The organism is Kitasatospora sp. MMS16-BH015 (assembly GCF_002943525.1).
Classification (GTDB): domain Bacteria; phylum Actinomycetota; class Actinomycetes; order Streptomycetales; family Streptomycetaceae; genus Kitasatospora.
In genome coordinates this window covers 470,303-487,429 of record NZ_CP025394.1, presented here as the reverse complement: position 1 = coordinate 487,429, position 17,127 = coordinate 470,303, and the positions used below count along the sequence as shown (strand labels likewise).

The window sequence follows — 17,127 nt, the reverse complement described above, 5'->3', positions numbered from 1 at the left end:
TGGGGTTGACATGTACGCGCAATATGACCTTAACCTGTCCGGCACTACCCGACAGTAGTGTCAACCTACAAGCGGTCGGCGAATCGCGCGAGAGTGCCTCCGGCAATGCCGCAGGGGCCGCATCGCGATGCGCCGCACCGAGAGTCGTTCGTGCCCCCCAGCTGCGCCGTCAGACTCACACCCGGAGAGCCCATGAGGTCCGCCGCACAGTCGACCATCGCACCGACCGCACTGCTGACCGACCTCGTCATCGGCCTGACGCCCTTCCAGCAGCCGGATGCGGGGCTTGCCGAGGCCGTGTGCCGCGCGGGCGCGCTGGGCGTGCTGGACCTCGGGGTGGGGGACCGCCGGGCCCGCGAGGAACTCGCCACTCTGCGAGGCCGGTTCACCGGCCGTTTCGGCGTCAGAGTCGGCCCTGACTGCCGGCTCGACCCCGCCGAGCTGCGCTCGCCCGGCGGTGCGGGGCCGGACACCGTCGTGCTGGCCGAGGGCGCCCCGGGCTGGGACGCGGCCGAACTGGCCGGTGGGTACCGCCTGCTGGTCGAGGTCACCGATCTCGCGCAGGCGCTGGCGGCGGTCCGCGCCGGGGCGCACGGGCTGATCGCGCGCGGCAGCGAGAGCGGGGGCCCGGTCGGCGAGTTGAGCACCTTCGTGCTGCTCCAACACCTGCTGGCCGTACCGGAGATCGAGGTGCCGGTCTGGGCCTGCGGCGGCATCGGCCTGCACACCGCCGCGGCGGCGGTGGCCGGCGGCGCGGCCGGAGTGGTGCTGGACAGCCAGCTCGCGCTGCTCGCCGAGTCGGCGGCCCCGCAGGAGATCGCGGCGGCCGTGCGCGGCATGGACGGCTCCGAGACGGCGGTGGTCGACGGGCGGCGGGTGCTGCAGCGGGCCTCCGGCGGCTCGCCGGGGCAGGAGCTGATGGTCGGTCAGGACGGTTTCCTGGCGGCTCGGTTCGCCGAGCGTTGGAGAACGGTCGGGGCCGCCGTCCGCGCGGTGCGGGACGCGGTACTGGACGTGCTGCGGGCGGCCGCCGAGCCGGGCGCGGCCTCGGCGCTGCTCGGCCCCGGTGCGCCGATGAGCCGGGCGCTGGGCACCGGACTGCCCGTGGTCCAGGGCCCGATGACCAGGGTCAGCGACCAGCCGGCGTTCGCGGCCGCGGTGGCCGAGGCGGACGGCCTGCCGGTGGTGGCCCTCGCACTGGCCGGCGCCGGGCAGACCCGCGAGCTGCTGGCGCAGACCGGCGCTGCCCTCGGCAAACGGCCCTGGGGCGTCGGGGTATTGGGCTTCGCGCCGGAGGAGGTGCGCAGCGCCCAGCTGGCCGAGGTGCTGGCGGCGCGGCCCAGCCACGCGGTGATCGCGGGCGGGCGGCCCTCGCAGGCCCGGGTGCTGGAGGAGGCGGGGATCCGGACCTTCCTGCACGTGCCCTCCCCGGGTCTGCTGAAGCAGTTCCTGGAGGACGGGGCCCGCCGGTTCGTCTTCGAGGGCTCGGAATGCGGCGGACACGTCGGGCCCCGGCACAGCTTCCCGCTGTGGGAGGCGCAGTTGGCGGTGGTCGAGGACTTCCTGGCCGCCGCTCGGGACAGCCCGCAGCTGGAGCTGCTGTTCGCCGGCGGCGTGCACGACGAGCGCTCGGCGGCCATGGTCGCGGCGCTGGCCGCGCCGCTGGCCGACCGGGGCGTGGCGGCGGGCGTCCTGATGGGTACGGCGTACCTGTTCACCGAGGAGGCGGTGGCCCACGGCGCCGTCCAGCCGCAGTTCCAGCGGCAGGTGCTGGCGGCGCGCGGGACGGAGCTGCTGCAGACGGCTCCCGGGCACGCCACCCGGTGCGTCGCGAGCCCGTTCACGGCCGAGTTCGAGCAGGCCCGGGAGCGGCTGCGGGCGGAGGGTGTGCCCGAGCGCGAGGTCTGGGAGCAGTTGGAGCGGCTGAACGTCGGCCGGCTGCGGATCGCCAGCAAGGGCCTCGACCGGGTGGCCGGGGCACTCGAAGAGGTGGACGAGCAGGGTCAGTTGGAGCGGGGCATGTTCATGGCCGGGCAGGTCGCCGTGCTGCGCTCGGCCACCACGACGCTGGCCGGACTGCACATCGCCGTCGGCACCGGCGCGGCCGGATTCCTGGCCGCGCGGGCCGCCGACCTGGTGGAGCGGCTCGGCCCGGCGCCGGAGCCTGCGGCTGAGCCCGAGTCGGCTCCGCTCGAGATCGCCGTGATCGGCATGGCCGGCATGTTCCCGGGCGCCCCCGACCTGCCCGCCTTCTGGGCGAACGTGGTCGGCGGGGTGGACGCGGTGACGGAGGTGCCGGCCGAGCGCTGGGACCCGGCGCTCTACCACTCGGCCGACGGCGGCCCCGGCACGACGCCCTCCAAGTGGGGCGGATTCCTGCCGCGGATCCCGTTCGACCCGCTGGCCTACGGCATCCCGCCGACCGCGCTCGGCAGCATCGAGCCGGTGCAGCTGCTCGCACTGGAGGCGGCGCGGCGGGCGCTGCTCGACGCCGGGTACGACGGCGGGGGAGCGGAGGGCGGCCGGGAGTTCGACCGCTCCCGCACCAGCGTGGTGTTCGGCGCGGAGGCGGGCAGCGACCTGTCGAACGCGGGCGTGCTGGGCGCGGTGCTCCCGGCCTACCTGGGCAAGGTGCCGGACGCGATCGCCGAGCAGCTGCCCAAGCTCACCGAGGACTCCTTCCCCGGCATGCTCTCCAACGTCATCTCCGGCCGGATCGCCAACCGCCTCGACCTGGGCGGCGCCAACTTCACGGTGGACGCGGCCTGCGCCTCCTCGCTGGCGGCCCTGGACGTGGCCTGCAAGGAACTGGCCTCCGGCGCGAGCGACCTGGCCCTGTGCGGCGGCGCCGACCTGCACAACGGGATCAACGACTTCCTGCTCTTCGCCTCGGTGCACGCGCTCTCGCCGACCGGCCGCTCCCGTCCGTTCGACGCGTCGGCGGACGGCATCGCGCTGGGCGAGGGGGTCGGCTGCCTGGTGCTGAAGCGGCTGGCGGACGCGGAGCGCGACGGCGACCGGGTGTACGCGGTGGTCCAGGGGGTCGGCAGCGCGAGCGACGGCCGCTCGCTCGGCCTGACGGCGCCCCGCCCCGAAGGGCAGCGGCTGGCGCTGGAGCGCGCGTACCGCAGCGCCGGCACGAGCCCGGCCCGGGTCGGGCTGGTCGAGGCGCACGGCACCGGCACGGTGGTCGGCGACCGTACCGAACTCGCCGTCCTGACCGAGGTGTTCGCCGAGGACGGCGCCACGCCCGGGAGTTGCGCACTGGGGTCGGTCAAGTCGCAGATCGGGCACACCAAGTGCGCGGCCGGGCTGGCCGGTCTGATCAAGGCCTCGCTGGCGCTGCACACCGGGATCAAGCCCCCCACCCTGCACCTGGAGCGGCCGAACGCGGCCTGGGAGGCCGGCGGCAGCCCGTTCGTCTTCCACGCCGAGGCCTGCCCGTGGGCCGCCGCACCGGCCGAACGGGTGGCCGGCGTCAGCGCGTTCGGCTTCGGCGGCACCAACTTCCATGCAGTGCTGCGCGGTTACGACGGACCGACGCCGGTGCACGGGCTCCAGGAGTGGCCGGCCGAGCTGTTCCTCTTCCGGGGCACCGACCGGGAGCGGGCGCTGCGCGGTGTCGCGGACCTGTTGCGGTGGGCGGACGCCGACGGCTCGCCCTGGCGGCTGCGCGACCTCGCGCTGGCCGCCTCCCGGCGGGCGGAGTCCGGACGAGGGCCGGTCCAGATCGCGGTGGTGGCCTCGGACGTCGCCGAGCTGGTCCGGCTGCTGCGCGCTGCCGAGGCCGGAGCGGACGTGGACGGGCTGTACCTCGCGGAGGAGGCGGATGAGCAGCCGGGCGAGGTGGCCTTCCTCTTTCCCGGGCAGGGCAGTCAGCGCCCCGGGATGTTCGCCGAGCTGTTCGCGGCCTTCCCCGGGGTGCAGCGCCACCTGCGGCTCGGCGCGGCCTACGCGGACACGCTGTACCCGCCGCTGGCCTTCACCCCCGAGGCGCGGGAGGCCCAGCGCACCGCCATCACCGACACCAGAGTGGCCCAGCCCGTGCTGGGCATGGCCGGGCTGGCGGCGTTCGAACTGCTGGCCCTGGCCGGGGTGAGCCCGCAGCTCGCGGGCGGCCACAGCTACGGCGAGCTGGTCGCGCTCTGCGCGGCGGGCGCGCTGGCCGCCGAGGACCTGCCCTCGCTCGGCGCCGACCGGGCGCGGGCGATCCTGGGTGCGGTCGGCGCGGGCGGTGACCCGGGCTCGATGGCCGCGGTGGCGGCCGGGGCCGAGGAGGTCGAGCGGGTGCTGGCGGCCGGCGGCCTCGCGGGCCGGGTGGTGGCGGCCAACCACAACGCCCCCCGGCAGACGGTGGTCTCCGGTGCGACGCCGGAGCTGGCCACCGCGATCGGGCTGCTGCGCGAAGCCGGGTACGGCGTCAAGAAGCTGCCGGTCGCCTGCGCCTTCCACAGCCCGCTGGTGGCGGGCGCGGGCGAGTGCTTCGCCGAGGCGCTGGCGGCCCGGACGGTACGGGCGCCGGAGTTCCCGGTCTTCGCGAACCGGACGGCGGCCGCCTACCCGGCCGACCCGGCCGGGGTGCGGGCCGAGCTGGAGGCGCAGATCGGCGCACCGGTGCGGTTCGTGGCGCAGGTCGAGGCGATGTACGAGGCGGGCGCCCGGGTGTTCGTCGAGGCGGGCCCGGGGTCGGTGCTGACCCGGCTGGTGTCGGCGGTGCTCGGCGACCGGTCGCACCGGGCCGTGCCGCTCGAAGGCCGCCGGCGCGGTCTGCCCGGCTTCCTCGACGCGCTGGCCGCGCTCGCCGTCGCGGGCGTCCCGGTGCGGACCGACCGGCTGTACCGCGGCCGGGACGCGGTGGACGCCGGCCGGGCGCGCCCGCCGCGCCCGCCCGGCTGGACGGTGGACGGGCAGCTGGTGCGCACCGCTGCCGGAGAACTGCTGCCCGGTGCGCTCGCACCGGCCCGACCTGTACCGGAGGCGCTGATGACAGCCCAGGCACCGAACCCGAACGGCGACGCGCTGGTCTCCGAGTTCCTGCGCAGCAGCCGGGAGCTGATCGCGGCCCAGCGCGACGTGCTGATGACCTACCTCGGTGGCACCGGTCAGGCGCTCGCCCCGATCGCCTCGGTCCCCCCGGTCGCCGTGCAGCTGCCGGTGGCGACGGCGGTGCCGGTGCCCGAGCTGCCCGCCATAGCCGCCCGGCCGGAGCCGGTGGTCGTGGCGCCCGTGACGGCTGTGGTGCCCGTGGCGGCCGTGGCCGGGCCGGTCGGCGAGGAGGACGTGCTGCGCGCGGTGGTCGAGGTGATCGGCGAACGCACCGGCTACCCGGCCGACATGATCGAGCCCGGTCTGGACCTCGAAGCCGACCTCAGCATCGACTCCATCAAGCGCACCGAGATCATCGGCCAACTCGCCCGCCGCCTCGGCGACGCGCAGGGGCTCGGCGCCCTCGGCGGGCTTGCCGACGAGCAGGTGGAGGAGCTCTCCCGGGCCCGCACCGCCGCCGACATCACCGCCTGGCTCACCACCCGGCTCGGCGCCCCCGCACCTGAGCCCGCGTCCGCGCCCGTACCCGCGCCTGAGCCGCTTGCTGCTTCGGTGCCGATCGCCGCCCCCGAAGCCCGCCACCTCGATGCCGGCACCCCCGTGACCGAGCCGCCCGTCACGGGCCACGAGCCGGTGCGGCTGGTCTTCGAAGCCGTACCGCTCGCCGAGCCGGCCCGCACGCCCGAGTCCCTGCTGGGCCGGCGCTTCGCCCTGCTGGGGGAGGACGGCCACGGCGTCGGCCCGGCTCTCGCCGCCCGGCTGGCCGCCGCCGGTGCACAGCTGACGGTCCTTCCCACCGGGCATGAACTCTCCTCGGCGGACGGCCCCTTGGACGGCGTCCTGCTCCTCGACCCGCTCGCCGAGCACGGCGCACCGGTGCTGCCCGGTACCGTTCCCGTACTGCAGGCCGCGCTGGCCCTTGCCCCCAGATGGCTGTACGCCGTCCGTCCGGCGTCCCGACCGGGCCCCGGCCGGGCGGACGGGCTGCGCGGGCTGTTCCGCACGCTGGCGCGGGAGTACCCGGACAGCTCGGTGCGGCTGGTCGAACTCGACCCGGCGGACCCGGCGCGGGCCGCCGACCTGCTGCTCGCCGACCTGGTCGCCGAGGACCGTGAGCCGGTCGTGCTGCACGGCCCGGCCGGACGCCAGGGCCTGGCGCTGGTGGAGCGCGGCCTCGGCCTGCTCGGCAGCACGGGGGCCGGGCCGGCCGGCGAAGGCGTGGCGGAGGCCGCAGCGCTGAGGCTGGACCAGGAGGCCGTGGTGCTGCTGGTCGGCGGGGCGCGCGGGATCACCGCGCGGTTCGCGGCCACGCTCGCCTCGGCGAGCCGCTGCCGGCTGGAGCTGCTGGGCCGCACCGCACCGCCCGAGGGCCTGGAGGACCCGGCGACGGCCGCCGCCCGCGACCGGTCCGCCCTGCGGGCCGCGCTCGCCCGCCAGGGCGTGCCGCTGCCCGAGGTCGACGCCGCCGCCTCCCGGCTGCTGGCCGGGCGCGAGGTCGCGGCGACCCTCGACGAACTGTCCGCGCTCGGCTCGCAGGCCCGCTACCGCGCGGTGGACGCGGCCGACCCGGCGGCCCTGCGCCAGGCGGTCAAGGAGGTGTACGCCGAGTACGGCCGGCTGGACGGCGTGGTCTACGCGGCCGGCGTGATCGAGGACAGGGTGCTCGCCGAGAAGGATCCGGAGTCCTTCCGGCGGGTCTTCGCCACCAAGGCGGACGGGGCCAGGGCGCTGCTTGACGCGCTCGCCGAACTGCCCGCCGGGCCGGGCTTCACGGTGCTCTTCGGCAGCATCGCGGCCGCCCTGGGCAACCGGGGCCAGGCAGACTACGCGGCGGCCAACGACGCGCTGGAGGAGCTGGCGGCCCGCTGGTCGGACCAGACCGGACGCCGGGCGCTGACGGTGCACTGGGGCCCCTGGGCACCGGCCGGCGCGCACGGCGGCATGGTCTCCGAGGAGCTGGCCCGGGACTACGTCCGGCGCGGAGTCAAGCTGATCGACCCGGAGGCCGGCACCCTGGCGCTGCTGCGCGAACTCGCCTGGGGCGAGCGGTCGGAGCGGGCCGTGGTCTACACCGCCTCGGGCTGGTGAGCGCCCTGATGCAGCGGGCAGCCACCCCGGTGGCCGTGGTGGGCATGGCGGTCCTGCTGCCGGGAGCCCCCGACCTGGCGGCCTACTGGCGGAACCTGGTCGACGGGGTCGACGCCGTCACCGACGTCCCGGCCGGGCGCTGGGACACGGACTACTACGACCCCGGCGGCGCCACCGGAACGGCCGCGCCGGACCGGATCTACTGCCGACGCGGCGGCTTCGTGGACGGCCTGGCCGAGGTGCAGCCGACCCGGTTCGGCCTGATGCCGAGCTCGGTCGCGGCCACCGAGCCCGACCAGTTGATCGCGCTCCAGGTGGCCGCCGCGGCCATCGCCGACGCGGGCGGCCCGGAGCGGCTGCCGGACCGCGACCGGATCGGGGTGGTGCTCGGCCGGGGCGGGTACCTGACGCCGGGCCTGGTCCGGCTCGACCAGCGGGTGCGCAGCGCGCACCAGGTGGTGCGCACCCTCGCGGAGCTGCTGCCTGATCTGACGGATAGTCAACTGGAGAAAGTCCGAGCCGCGTTCACCGACCGGCTCGGCCCCGATCAGCCCGAGTCGGCGATCGGCTTGGTCCCCAACCTGGCCGCCTCCCGGCTGGCCAACCGGCTCGACCTGCGCGGCCCCGCCTACACGGTGGACGCCGCCTGCGCGTCCTCGCTGGTCGCCGTCGACCAGGCGGTCGGCGAACTGGCCGGCGGGCGCTGCGACCTGGTGCTGGCGGGCGGGGTGCACCACTGCCACGACGTCACCCTGTGGAGCGTGTTCGCGCAGCTGCGGGCGCTCTCGCCGAGCCAGCGGATCCGACCGTTCCACCGGGGCGCCGACGGCCTGCTGGTCGGCGAGGGCACCGGCGTGGTCGCACTCAAGCGGCTCGCCGACGCCGAGCGGGACGGGGACCGGGTGTACGCGGTGATCCGGGGCACCGGGGTGGCGAGCGACGGCCGGACGGCGGCCCTGGCCAGCCCCGACCCGGGCGGCCAGACCCGAGCCGTCCGGGCGGCCTGGCGGGCCGCCGGGCTCGACCCGGCGGCGCCCGGCGTGCTCGGCCTCCTGGAGGCCCACGGCACCGCCACGCCGGCCGGTGATGCCGCCGAACTCGCCACCCTGGCCGAGGTATTCGGCCCCGCAGACGGAGCGGAGCGGGCCGTGCTCGGCTCGGTGAAGTCCATGATCGGCCACACCATGCCGGCCGCCGGCGTGGCCGGTCTGGTGAAGGCGGCGCTGGCCGTGCACCACGGCGTACTGCTGCCCACCCTGCACTGCGAGGACCCGCACCCGGCGCTGGCCGGTACCCGGTTCCGCACCATCTCCGCCGCGCAGCCCTGGGAGACCGACCCCGCCGGGCCGCCCCGCCGGGCCGGGGTGAACGCCTTCGGCTTCGGCGGCATCAACGCCCACGTGGTGCTGGAGCAGGCCCCGGGCCGCACCGGCCCCACCCGGGCCGTCCGCCGCGCCGCCCTGTCCGTCGCCGAACCCGAACGCGTGCTGCGACTGGCCGCCGACGGGCCCGAACGGCTCGCCGACCAGCTGGCGGCCGAGGACTCGGCACTGCTGGCCGCAGCGGCGGCGGAGCCGGGAGCCGGCGCGCCGAGCTGCCGGTTGGCGATCGCCGACCCGACGCCGAAGCGGCTGGCGCTGGCCCGCCGGGCGGTGGCCCGAGGGCGGGCCTGGCGCGGGCGCGGCGACGTCTGGTTCACGCCGCAGCCGCTGCTGGCCGCCGGCGGCCGGATCGCGTTCCTCTTCCCCGGCCTGGAGGGCGAGTTCACCCCTCGGGTGGACGAGGTCGCCGACCACTTCGGCCTGCCCCGCCCGCTCCCGGCGGATGCCGCCCAGGTCGGCGACATCGGGCGGCACGGCGTCGGCGTGGTCGCCGTCGGGCGGCTGCTCGACACCGCGCTGCGCCGGATCGGCGTCCGGCCGGACGCCGTGGCCGGGCACAGCGTGGGCGAGTGGACCGCCATGATCGCGGGCGGCCTGTACTCCGGCGCCTCGGTGGACAGCTTCCTGACGGCCTTCGACCCGGATTCGCTGCGCGTCCCAGGGCTGGCCTTCGCCGCGCTCGGCGCCCCCGCCGACCGGGTGCTCGACGCACTGGCGACGGTCGAGGGCATGTCCGAGGTGGTCCTCTCGCACGACAACGCGCCGCAGCAGTCGATCGTCTGCGGTCCGGAGCAGCCGGTCACCGAACTGGTGCACTGGTTCCGCGCACGCGGCGTGCTCGGGCAGGTCCTGCCGTTCCAGTCCGGCTTCCACACCCCGATGCTGGCCCCCTACCTCGACCCGATCCGGCAGGCCGCCGACCTGTTCGAGCTGCACCGGCCCACTGTGCCGGTCTGGTCCGGCACGACCGCCTCGCCCTTCCCGCCGACCGAGGCGGCCGTCCGCGCGCTGTTCGTGCGGCACCTGCTTGAGCCGGTACGGTTCCGGCCGCTGATCGAGGCGATGTACGCGGCCGGGTTCCGGGCGTTCGTCCAGGTGGGGACCGGGCAGCTGGCCTCGCTGGTGGGGGACACCCTCGGCGAGCGGGCCCACCTGGCGATCCCGGCCAACTCCCCGCACCGCGACGGGCTGGCGCAGCTGCGCCGGGTGGCGGCCGCGCTCTGGGTGGACGGCGCCGAACCGGACCCGGCTGCCCTGCGGCCCGCTGCCGTCCGAGCCGCTGCGCCGCTGCGCTCGCACCCTGCGGTACCGCTCCCCGGCTCCCCGGCTCCGGTCGACGGCTCCGGGCAGCGTCCCCACCCGGCGGTACCGCTGGACCTCGGCGGCGCGCTCGTCTCGCTGGACCCGGTCGCCCTCGGTGCGCTCCGTGCCGACCTGGCGTCCGCCCGCCGGACCGGGCCCGACCTCGCCTCGCTCGCCGACCGCTCGCCGGTCGCCGCCGAACTGAACGCACTGCTGCGTGAGACCGAGCGGGCAGCGGCCGAACTGATCGGCGCGGGGCGGCCGTCGGCCGTGCCCGTCGTACCGGGCGGTGCTGCGGCCGCACTCGCTGGGTCGGTCGCACCCGCCGCGCCCGTCGTGCCGACCGCGCCTGCCGTGGCGGTCGGGCCCGCTGCGCCTGCCGTGCCGACCGTAGCCACCGCACCTGCCGCGCCCGCCGCAGCTGCCGCACCCCGCCAAGCGCTCGTCAGCAGACTCCGCGTCTCCCTCGACACCATGCCCTACCTGCTCGACCACTGCTTCTTCCGCCAGCGCCCCGGCTGGCCCGACCCGCTGGACCGCTGGCCCGTCGTACCGGCCACCACGATCGTGCAGCACCTGGCGGATGCCGCCGAGCGGGCGGTCCCCGGCCGACTGGCCACCGGGTTGAGCGAGTTGCGCTTCGGGCAGTGGGTGCCGGCCGCGAACCCGCTGGAGGTCGACATCACTCTGGAGCACGCCGGCTCCGGCCGCCTCGCCGCCGCCTTCGGCGGATTCGCCCGGGGCGTGGTCGAACTGACTGACCATCACGCTTTGCCACCCGCCCCCTGGCCGGTCGACCCCTCGGCCGAGCGGGCGCCGGAGCTGACCGCCGCCGGGCTCTACGAGCAGCGGTGGATGTTCCACGGCCCCGCGTTCCAGGGCCTCACCGAGCTGACCGCCCTCGGGCCGTCGCATGTACGCGGCGTGATCACCGCACCGGCCGCGCCCGGCGCGCTGCTGGACAACGTCGGCCAGCTGCTCGGCTACTGGATCATGGCGACCCACACCGAGCGGACGGTGGTCTTCCCGGTCGGCATCAGGCAGTTGCGCTTCTACGGCCCGCCGCCGCGGCCGGGTGCCGAGCTGCAGTGCCACATCCGGATCACCGGCCTCACCGACACCGTCCTGGAAGCCGACGTGCAGCTGCTGTCCGGCGGCACCGTCTGGGCGGAGGTGCAGGGCTGGCAGGACCGCCGCTTCGACAGCCACCCCGAGACCAGGCCCGTCGAACGGTTCGTCGAGCGCAACACCCTCTCCAGCCCGCAGCCCGGCGGTTGGGTGCTGCTGCACGAGCGCTGGCCCGACCTCGCCTCCCGCGACCTGATCATGCGCAACCACCTCGGCACCGCCGAGCGGGCCCGGTACGAGCGGCAGCCGCCGCGCGGGCGTCGGGCCTGGCTGCTCGGCCGGATCGCGGCCAAGGACGCGGTGCGGCGCCTGCTCTGGCAGCAGGGCGAGGCGGCGGTGTTCCCGGCCGAGATCGAAGTGCTCAACGAGGACTCCGGCCGCCCCCGGCTGGCCGGAGTGCACGGCCGGACGCTGCCCGAGCTGGAGGTCTCGCTCGCCCACCGGGCCGAGGCGGCCGTCGCACTGGTCCGCCCGCGCCGTCCCGGCGGCGGGCCGGGCGCGGGCATCGACCTGGAGGAGGTCGTGGAGCGCCCGGCGGAGACCCTGCGGGTCGCCCTCGGTGAGGCGGAGCTGGCCCTCCTGGCGCAGTGCCGACGGGCCCACGGCGGCTCCGAGGCGCTCTGGTTCGCCCGGTTCTGGGCGGCCAAGGAGGCGGCGGCCAAGAGCGCGGGCACCGGCCTGCAGGGCCGGCCGCGCGACTTCGCCGTGGTCGCGGCCGAACCGTCCGTGCTGACGGTGCTGGCCGCCGGGCCGGCCGGACCGCGCACCCACCGGCTGCGGTGCACCGGCGTCGACAGCCCGGCCGGCCTGCCGGAGCGCAGCTACGTCGTCGCCTGGACCCCGGCCGACGACGGCCCCGATGGCCCTGACCGCGACCACAGCGACCACAGCGACCACAGCGAGAGCGGCCGCGACCGCGACGAGAGGACAGCAGCCAAGTGACCGTCAGCGAGCAGACCGTGGACCTGCAACCGCCCACCGAGCAGGAGGTCCTCACCGAGATCACCGCCATGCTGGCCGCCGTGCTGGAGGAGTACGGCCTCGACGACGCCGAGGTCACCATGGAGTCCCGGTTCACCGAGGACCTGGAGCTGGAGAGCATCGACCTGGTCACGCTGGCCGGGCAGCTCCAGGAGCGCTGGGGCGACCGGATCAACTTCGCCGAGTTCCTCGCGGGCATGGAGCTCGACGAGATCATCGGCCTGACGGTCGGCCGACTGGTCCGGCACGTGGTGGACCGCCTGCAGACCGCCGGGCGGAGCTGAGATGGCCTTCCTCGACCTCGGCGGGCTCCGCTGCCACGTGCAGCGGCTCGGCCCGCAGGACGGCCGCCCGCCCGCCGCGACGGTCGTCCTGCTGCACGGGCTGCTGACCGACAGCCTCGCCAGCTACTACTTCACGCTCGCCCCCGCGCTGGCCGCCGCCGGGCTGGACGTGCTGATGTACGACCACCGGGGCCACGGCCGCACCGCCCGGCCGCCGAGCGGCTACCGCCTGGAGCACTTCGTCGACGACCTGGAGGCGCTGCTGGACCGGTTGGACGTGACCGGCCCGGTGCACCTGGTCGGCAACTCCTTCGGCGGCACCGTGGCGTTCGGCCTCGCCGCCCGGCGCCCGGCGCAGGTCGCGGGCATCCTGGCGATCGAGTCCGAACCCGCCTCGCGCGCCTGGTCGGTGAAGCTGGACGGCATCCTGCGGAAGGCCGAACACCACCTGGTGGAGGAGGAGACGCTGGCCTGGGTCGCGCGGCAGCGGGGCTCGCACACCGCCAGGCTGGCCCGCTCGGCCGGCGCCCTGCTGGCCGGCACCTCGCTGGCCCGGGACATCCCCGCCAGCCTGCTGCCCACCGAGGCCGAACTGCGCGCGATCCGCTGCCCGGTGCTGGCCGTCTACGGGACGGAGTCCGACCTCGCGCCCCAGGCCGACTGGCTGGACGGGCTGTTGGCGGACTGCCGGAGCACCTTCGTCCCCGGCCAGGAGCACTCCGTCCTGGTCGAGGCCCCCGAGACCGTCCGCGAGCTCACGCTGTCCTGGCTGCGCGAGCACGGTATCCGGCTGCGCGGGGGCGTCCTCCCGCAGCGCGAGGTCGAGTGGAGCGTCCGGTGACCGGGTACCTGTCCCTCGTCCCGTCCCTGGCCGGCCACTTCGAGTGGAGCGTCCGGTGACCGGTTATCTGTTCGTCGTCCCGCCGCTGGTCGGCCACATCAACCCGGCTGTGGGCGTCGCCGCCGAGCTGGCCGCGCGCGGACACCCGACCGCCTGGGCCGGTCTGCCGGAGCTGCTCGGCCCGCTCGCGGGGCCGGAGGCGGTGGTCTTCCCGTGCGGCGTACCCGAGTTCGGCCCCGGCGGCACGGCGCAGCGGCCGCCGGAGCTGCGCGGCCCGGCAGCCCTGAAGTTCCTCTGGGAGGACTTCCTGATCCCGCTCGCCGAGGCGATGGCCCCCGGCGTGGAAGCTGCGGTGGAGCAGTTCCGGCCGGACGTGCTGGTGGTGGACCAGCAGGCGGTGGCCGGTGCGCTGGTGGCCGAGCGGTTCGGCCTGCCGTGGGCCACCAGCGCGACCACCTCGGCGGAGTTCACCGGAGCGCTGGACGGCATGCCGCTGGTGGACGCCTGGATCTCCGACCTGCTGACCGACCTGCGCAAACGGATCGGCGACCCGGAGCGCACCGGCGACCCGCGCTTCTCCCCGCACCTGACCCTCGCCTTCACCACCCCCGAGCTGACCGGGCCGATCGCCGACCCGGCCGGACCGATCCGCTGCGTCGGCCCGGCCGTGGCGGCCCGCCGCACGGGGCCGGCCTTCCCGTGGCAGTGGCTGGACCCGGACCGTGCCACGGTGCTGGTCACCCTCGGCACCGCCAACACCGACACCGGAGCGGCCTTCCTGACGGCCTGCCGGGAGGCCCTGCGCGCCCGATCCGGGCGGCTGCAGGCCGTGATCGTCGACCCCGGCGAGGTCCTGGGCGCCCCGGCGCCGGACCCGGACATCCTGGTCCTGCCCTCGGTACCGCAGCTGGAACTGCTGGAGCGGGCCGCCGCCGTGATCTGCCACGCCGGGCACAACACGGTCTGCGAGGCCCTCTGGCACGGCGTCCCGCTGGTGGTCGCCCCGATCCGCGACGACCAGCCGGTGGTGGCCGGGCAGGTGGTGGCGGCCGGGGCGGGCGTCCGGGTGCGGTTCGGCCGCACCAGCGCGGTCCGGCTCGGCCAGGCCCTGGACGCCGTCCTCGACGACCCGGCCCACCGGGCCGCCGCACGCCGGGTCGGCGCCTCGTTCCGCGCGGCCGGCGGCGCCGCCCGGGCCGCCGACCACCTCGAAGCCCTGTCCGACCGGAGGGTCCCGTGACCACCACCGAACCACCGTCAGCCCCCGCCTCAGGCCCGGCCCCGGCGCCGGCCGCGGCCGGCAAGGCCGCGCTCCGCGCTCGCCAGGTCGCCGCCCGCCGACCCGCCTACCGGGCCGAACTGGCCGACGGCACCGAGCGGTTCTTCGAAGCGCGGCGCGCCGACTGCCCGTGGTGCGGCTCCGACCGGCTACGGATCCGGCTGCGCACCACCGACCTGCTGCAGCACAAGCCGGGCCGGTTCGTCCTGGACGAGTGCCAGGACTGCGCGCACGTCTTCCAGAACCCCCGACTGACCGGCGAGGGGCTGGAGTTCTACTACCGCGACTTCTACGACGGCCTGGGCGAGCAGCGGCTCGGCGGGGTCTTCGGCACCCGCACCGCGGCCTACCGCGGCCGCGCCCGCTCGGTGGCCCCCTTCGCCGCCGCGCCCGTCAGCTGGCTCGACGTCGGCACCGGGCACGGCCACTTCTGCGAGACCGCCCGGGAGGTCTTCCCCGACACCGCCTTCGACGGCCTGGACCTCAGCGAGGGCGCCGAACTCGCCGAGCACAGCGGCCGGTTGGCGCACGGCTTCCGGGGCTCCCTGCCCGAACTCGCACCCGGGCTGGCCGGCCGGTACGAGGTGGTGAGCATGTTCCACTACCTGGAGCACAGCACCGACCCGGTCCGCGAGCTGGCCGCCGCCCACCGGGTGCTGCGCCCCGGCGGGCTGCTGCTGATCGAAGTCCCGGACCCGCAGAGCCGCTACGCCCGCCTGCTGGGCCGCTGGTGGCTGCCCTGGCTGCAGCCGCAGCACCTGAACCTGATGCCGGCCGCCAACCTGCGCCGCCGGCTCGGCGAACTCGGCTTCTCCGTCGTGCTGGAGCAGCACCGCGAACCGCATGACCCGGTGGACCTGCTGGCCGCCTGCTGGCTGCTGCTCGACGCGGCCGCGCCGCGCGAGGACGCCCCCTGGCTGCCGGGCACCCCGCCGGGCCGCCTGCGGCGGACGCTGCGCGGGGCGGTGTTCCTGGCCGGTGCACCCGTCCTGCTGCTCGCGTCCCTGCTCGACCGGCTGGCCGCCCGCTCCGCCGGCCGCACCGGCCTGTCGAACGCCTACCGGCTGCTGGCCCGCCGGGAGTGATCCGAGCCCCCACGGCACCGGGTCGACCGCCGGCCCGGGCAGGGGTCCTGCTCGGACGCCGTGGCGCCCACCTGGGGGAACTGTCCTTCAGAAGATGGACCAACCGGTGACGGTGGTCAGGGTGTCGAGGGCGGTTATGCCGGCGATGGAGTTGCCGTGGGCGTCCAGCGCGGGGCCCCAGGTGCACAGGGTGCAGCGGCCGGGGATGACGGCGATGATGCCGCCGCCCACGCCGCTCTTGGCGGGCAGGCCCACGCGGTGGGCGAACTCGCCGGCGGCGTCGTAGGTGCCGCCGATCAGCATGACGGCGTTGACGCGCTTGGCCTCGCTGCCGGTGAGCAGGCGGCTGCTGTCCGCGCGCAGGCCGTGCCGGGCCAGAAAGCCGGCGGCCAGGGCCAGGTCGCGGCAGTTCATGGCGAGGGAGCACTGCCAGAAGTAGTGGTCGAGGACGTCGGGGACGGGGTTGTCGAGCCGGCCGTGGTCGGCGAGCAGGTGGGCCAGGGCGGCGTTGCGGTGTCCGTGGCGGCTCTCGCTCCAGGCCACTTCGGCGTCGAAGTCGATGCGGGGGTTGCCGCTCTCCGCGCGCAGGAAGTTGCGCAGGGTGCCCCGGGCGTCGCCGGTCAGGGTCAGCAGCCGGTCGGTGACCACCAGTGCCCCGGCGTTGACGAACGGGTTGCGCGGGATCCCCTGCTCACGCTCGAGCTGTGCCAGGGAGTTGAACGCCGCGCCCGAGGGCTCCTTGCCCACCCGGCTCCACAGCGTCTCGCCGTCGGCGGCCAGGACCAGGGCGAGGGTGAAGACCTTGGACAGCGACTGGATGGAGAACGGCACCTGCCAGTCCCCGGTCCCGCGTGGCACTGTCCGTGAGTCGGTGTCCGCGATCGCCAGGCCGAACCGGTGCGGGTCCACCGCCGCCAGCGCCGGGATGTAGCTTGCGACCCGCCCCTGCGCCAGCACCGGCTGGACGGCGCGGGTGATGCACTCGAACAGGTCCCGATCATCCATGTGCCCCCCATGGCCGGGACGCCGTTGTCCTGCCGGGGACCAGCATGCGCCGGGTCGCTGGATCGGGGAAGAGCGCCCGAACGTGGCACGGGACACTGCCGGTCGCGCTATCGTGACGTTCAGGCACGAAGCACAACCGGAAAGTGACGAACCCTCGGATGCTGAAGCACCTCCTCCCGGCCCGGGAGCCCGCCGGCGCACCATCACCCGGCCCGGCGAGCAGCTCCATCGAGGTGACGCCGAGACCCGTCGACATCAAGTGCATGGGCCGCCGCTACCGGGCCACCGGGGCCGATGGAACGCTGACCATCACGGACGTCACCGACATCACCCGCCCCGTTCGCCTCGGCACCGCCCACCCGGACGGTGCCGGCACCTGGCAGGTCCGCACCGCACGCCGCAGCTGCCGCACCCCGGCGCGAGACCTGGCGGACGCCATCGCCCTGCTGCACGAAATCGCCTGGCCGACCCGCCCCCTGTGGCCGCAGGGGCCCAGCTGACGCGCTGTTCCACCAGGCGACTGCTGCCCGATCCCGGCCGGCCAACGGCCCGCTACCGAAGAAGCCATGCCGTCCCGCCACGCGCGGCGGACCGCGGAGCGAACGGCTTCCGAGCAGCGCGAGCCGCGAGGCCGAACAGGGCCTCCGCGGACGCGTCGCTCTTGCGGCCACCGCGGAACTGCACGCCGCCCGCGGCATGCTGGCCG

Annotated in this window: 8 protein-coding genes; 7 read left to right on the top strand and 1 reads right to left on the bottom strand. The window is 76.0% G+C overall.

Annotated elements, in window-relative coordinates; all coding sequences use genetic code 11:
* The first annotated feature begins 192 nt into the window (after positions 1 to 192).
* The 6 genes from CFP65_RS02170 (at position 193) to CFP65_RS02145 (ending at position 15,416) form a co-directional block, all read left to right on the top strand.
* Positions 193 to 7,134: a type I polyketide synthase gene (locus tag CFP65_RS02170; protein WP_104814485.1), complete on the top strand. Its 6,942-nt coding sequence runs from the start codon at positions 193 to 195 to the stop codon at positions 7,132 to 7,134.
* Positions 7,135 to 7,142: 8 nt separating this feature from the next.
* Positions 7,143 to 11,888, top strand: a complete 4,746-nt coding sequence (locus tag CFP65_RS02165) for a type I polyketide synthase (RefSeq protein WP_104820585.1) — start codon at positions 7,143 to 7,145, stop codon at positions 11,886 to 11,888.
* Positions 11,889 to 11,956: 68 nt separating this feature from the next.
* Positions 11,957 to 12,211: a phosphopantetheine-binding protein gene (locus CFP65_RS02160; RefSeq protein ID WP_254552805.1), complete on the top strand. Its 255-nt coding sequence runs from the start codon at positions 11,957 to 11,959 to the stop codon at positions 12,209 to 12,211.
* A 1-nt stretch (position 12,212) separates the two neighbouring features.
* The gene (locus CFP65_RS02155; RefSeq protein ID WP_104814484.1) at positions 12,213 to 13,052 is read left to right on the top strand and encodes an alpha/beta fold hydrolase; all 840 of its coding nucleotides are present in this window, start codon (positions 12,213 to 12,215) and stop codon (positions 13,050 to 13,052) included.
* Between the two features lie 55 nt (positions 13,053 to 13,107).
* The gene (locus CFP65_RS02150) at positions 13,108 to 14,292 is read left to right on the top strand and encodes a glycosyltransferase (protein ID WP_104814483.1); all 1,185 of its coding nucleotides are present in this window, start codon (positions 13,108 to 13,110) and stop codon (positions 14,290 to 14,292) included.
* A complete protein-coding gene (locus tag CFP65_RS02145; RefSeq protein WP_104814482.1) occupies positions 14,289 to 15,416 on the top strand; it encodes a class I SAM-dependent methyltransferase in 1,128 nt (375 codons plus the stop codon). Before CFP65_RS02150 ends, CFP65_RS02145 begins: the two co-directional genes overlap by 4 nt.
* Positions 15,417 to 15,503: 87 nt before the next feature.
* Here the strand turns inward: CFP65_RS02145 and CFP65_RS02140 are convergent, their stop codons facing one another.
* Positions 15,504 to 16,421: a glutaminase gene (locus CFP65_RS02140; protein ID WP_104814481.1), complete on the bottom strand. Its 918-nt coding sequence runs from the start codon at positions 16,419 to 16,421 to the stop codon at positions 15,504 to 15,506.
* Positions 16,422 to 16,579: 158 nt separating this feature from the next.
* On the opposite strand from CFP65_RS02140, the gene CFP65_RS02135 reads away from it, so the two are divergent.
* Positions 16,580 to 16,921 (top strand): hypothetical protein, encoded by a 342-nt coding sequence (locus CFP65_RS02135; protein WP_104814480.1) that lies wholly within the window; start codon positions 16,580 to 16,582, stop codon positions 16,919 to 16,921.
* The last annotated feature ends 206 nt before the right edge of the window (positions 16,922 to 17,127 follow it).

Coding starts and splice junctions, on each gene's coding strand:
- CFP65_RS02160 (WP_254552805.1), top strand. CDS start 11,957: ATGCTGGCCGCCGTGCTGGAGGAGTACGGCCTCGACGACGCCGAGGTC.
- CFP65_RS02170 (WP_104814485.1), top strand. CDS start 193: ATGAGGTCCGCCGCACAGTCGACCATCGCACCGACCGCACTGCTGACC.
- CFP65_RS02140 (WP_104814481.1), bottom strand. CDS start 16,421: ATGGATGATCGGGACCTGTTCGAGTGCATCACCCGCGCCGTCCAGCCG.
- CFP65_RS02165 (WP_104820585.1), top strand. CDS start 7,143: ATGCAGCGGGCAGCCACCCCGGTGGCCGTGGTGGGCATGGCGGTCCTG.
- CFP65_RS02135 (WP_104814480.1), top strand. CDS start 16,580: ATGCTGAAGCACCTCCTCCCGGCCCGGGAGCCCGCCGGCGCACCATCA.
- CFP65_RS02155 (WP_104814484.1), top strand. CDS start 12,213: ATGGCCTTCCTCGACCTCGGCGGGCTCCGCTGCCACGTGCAGCGGCTC.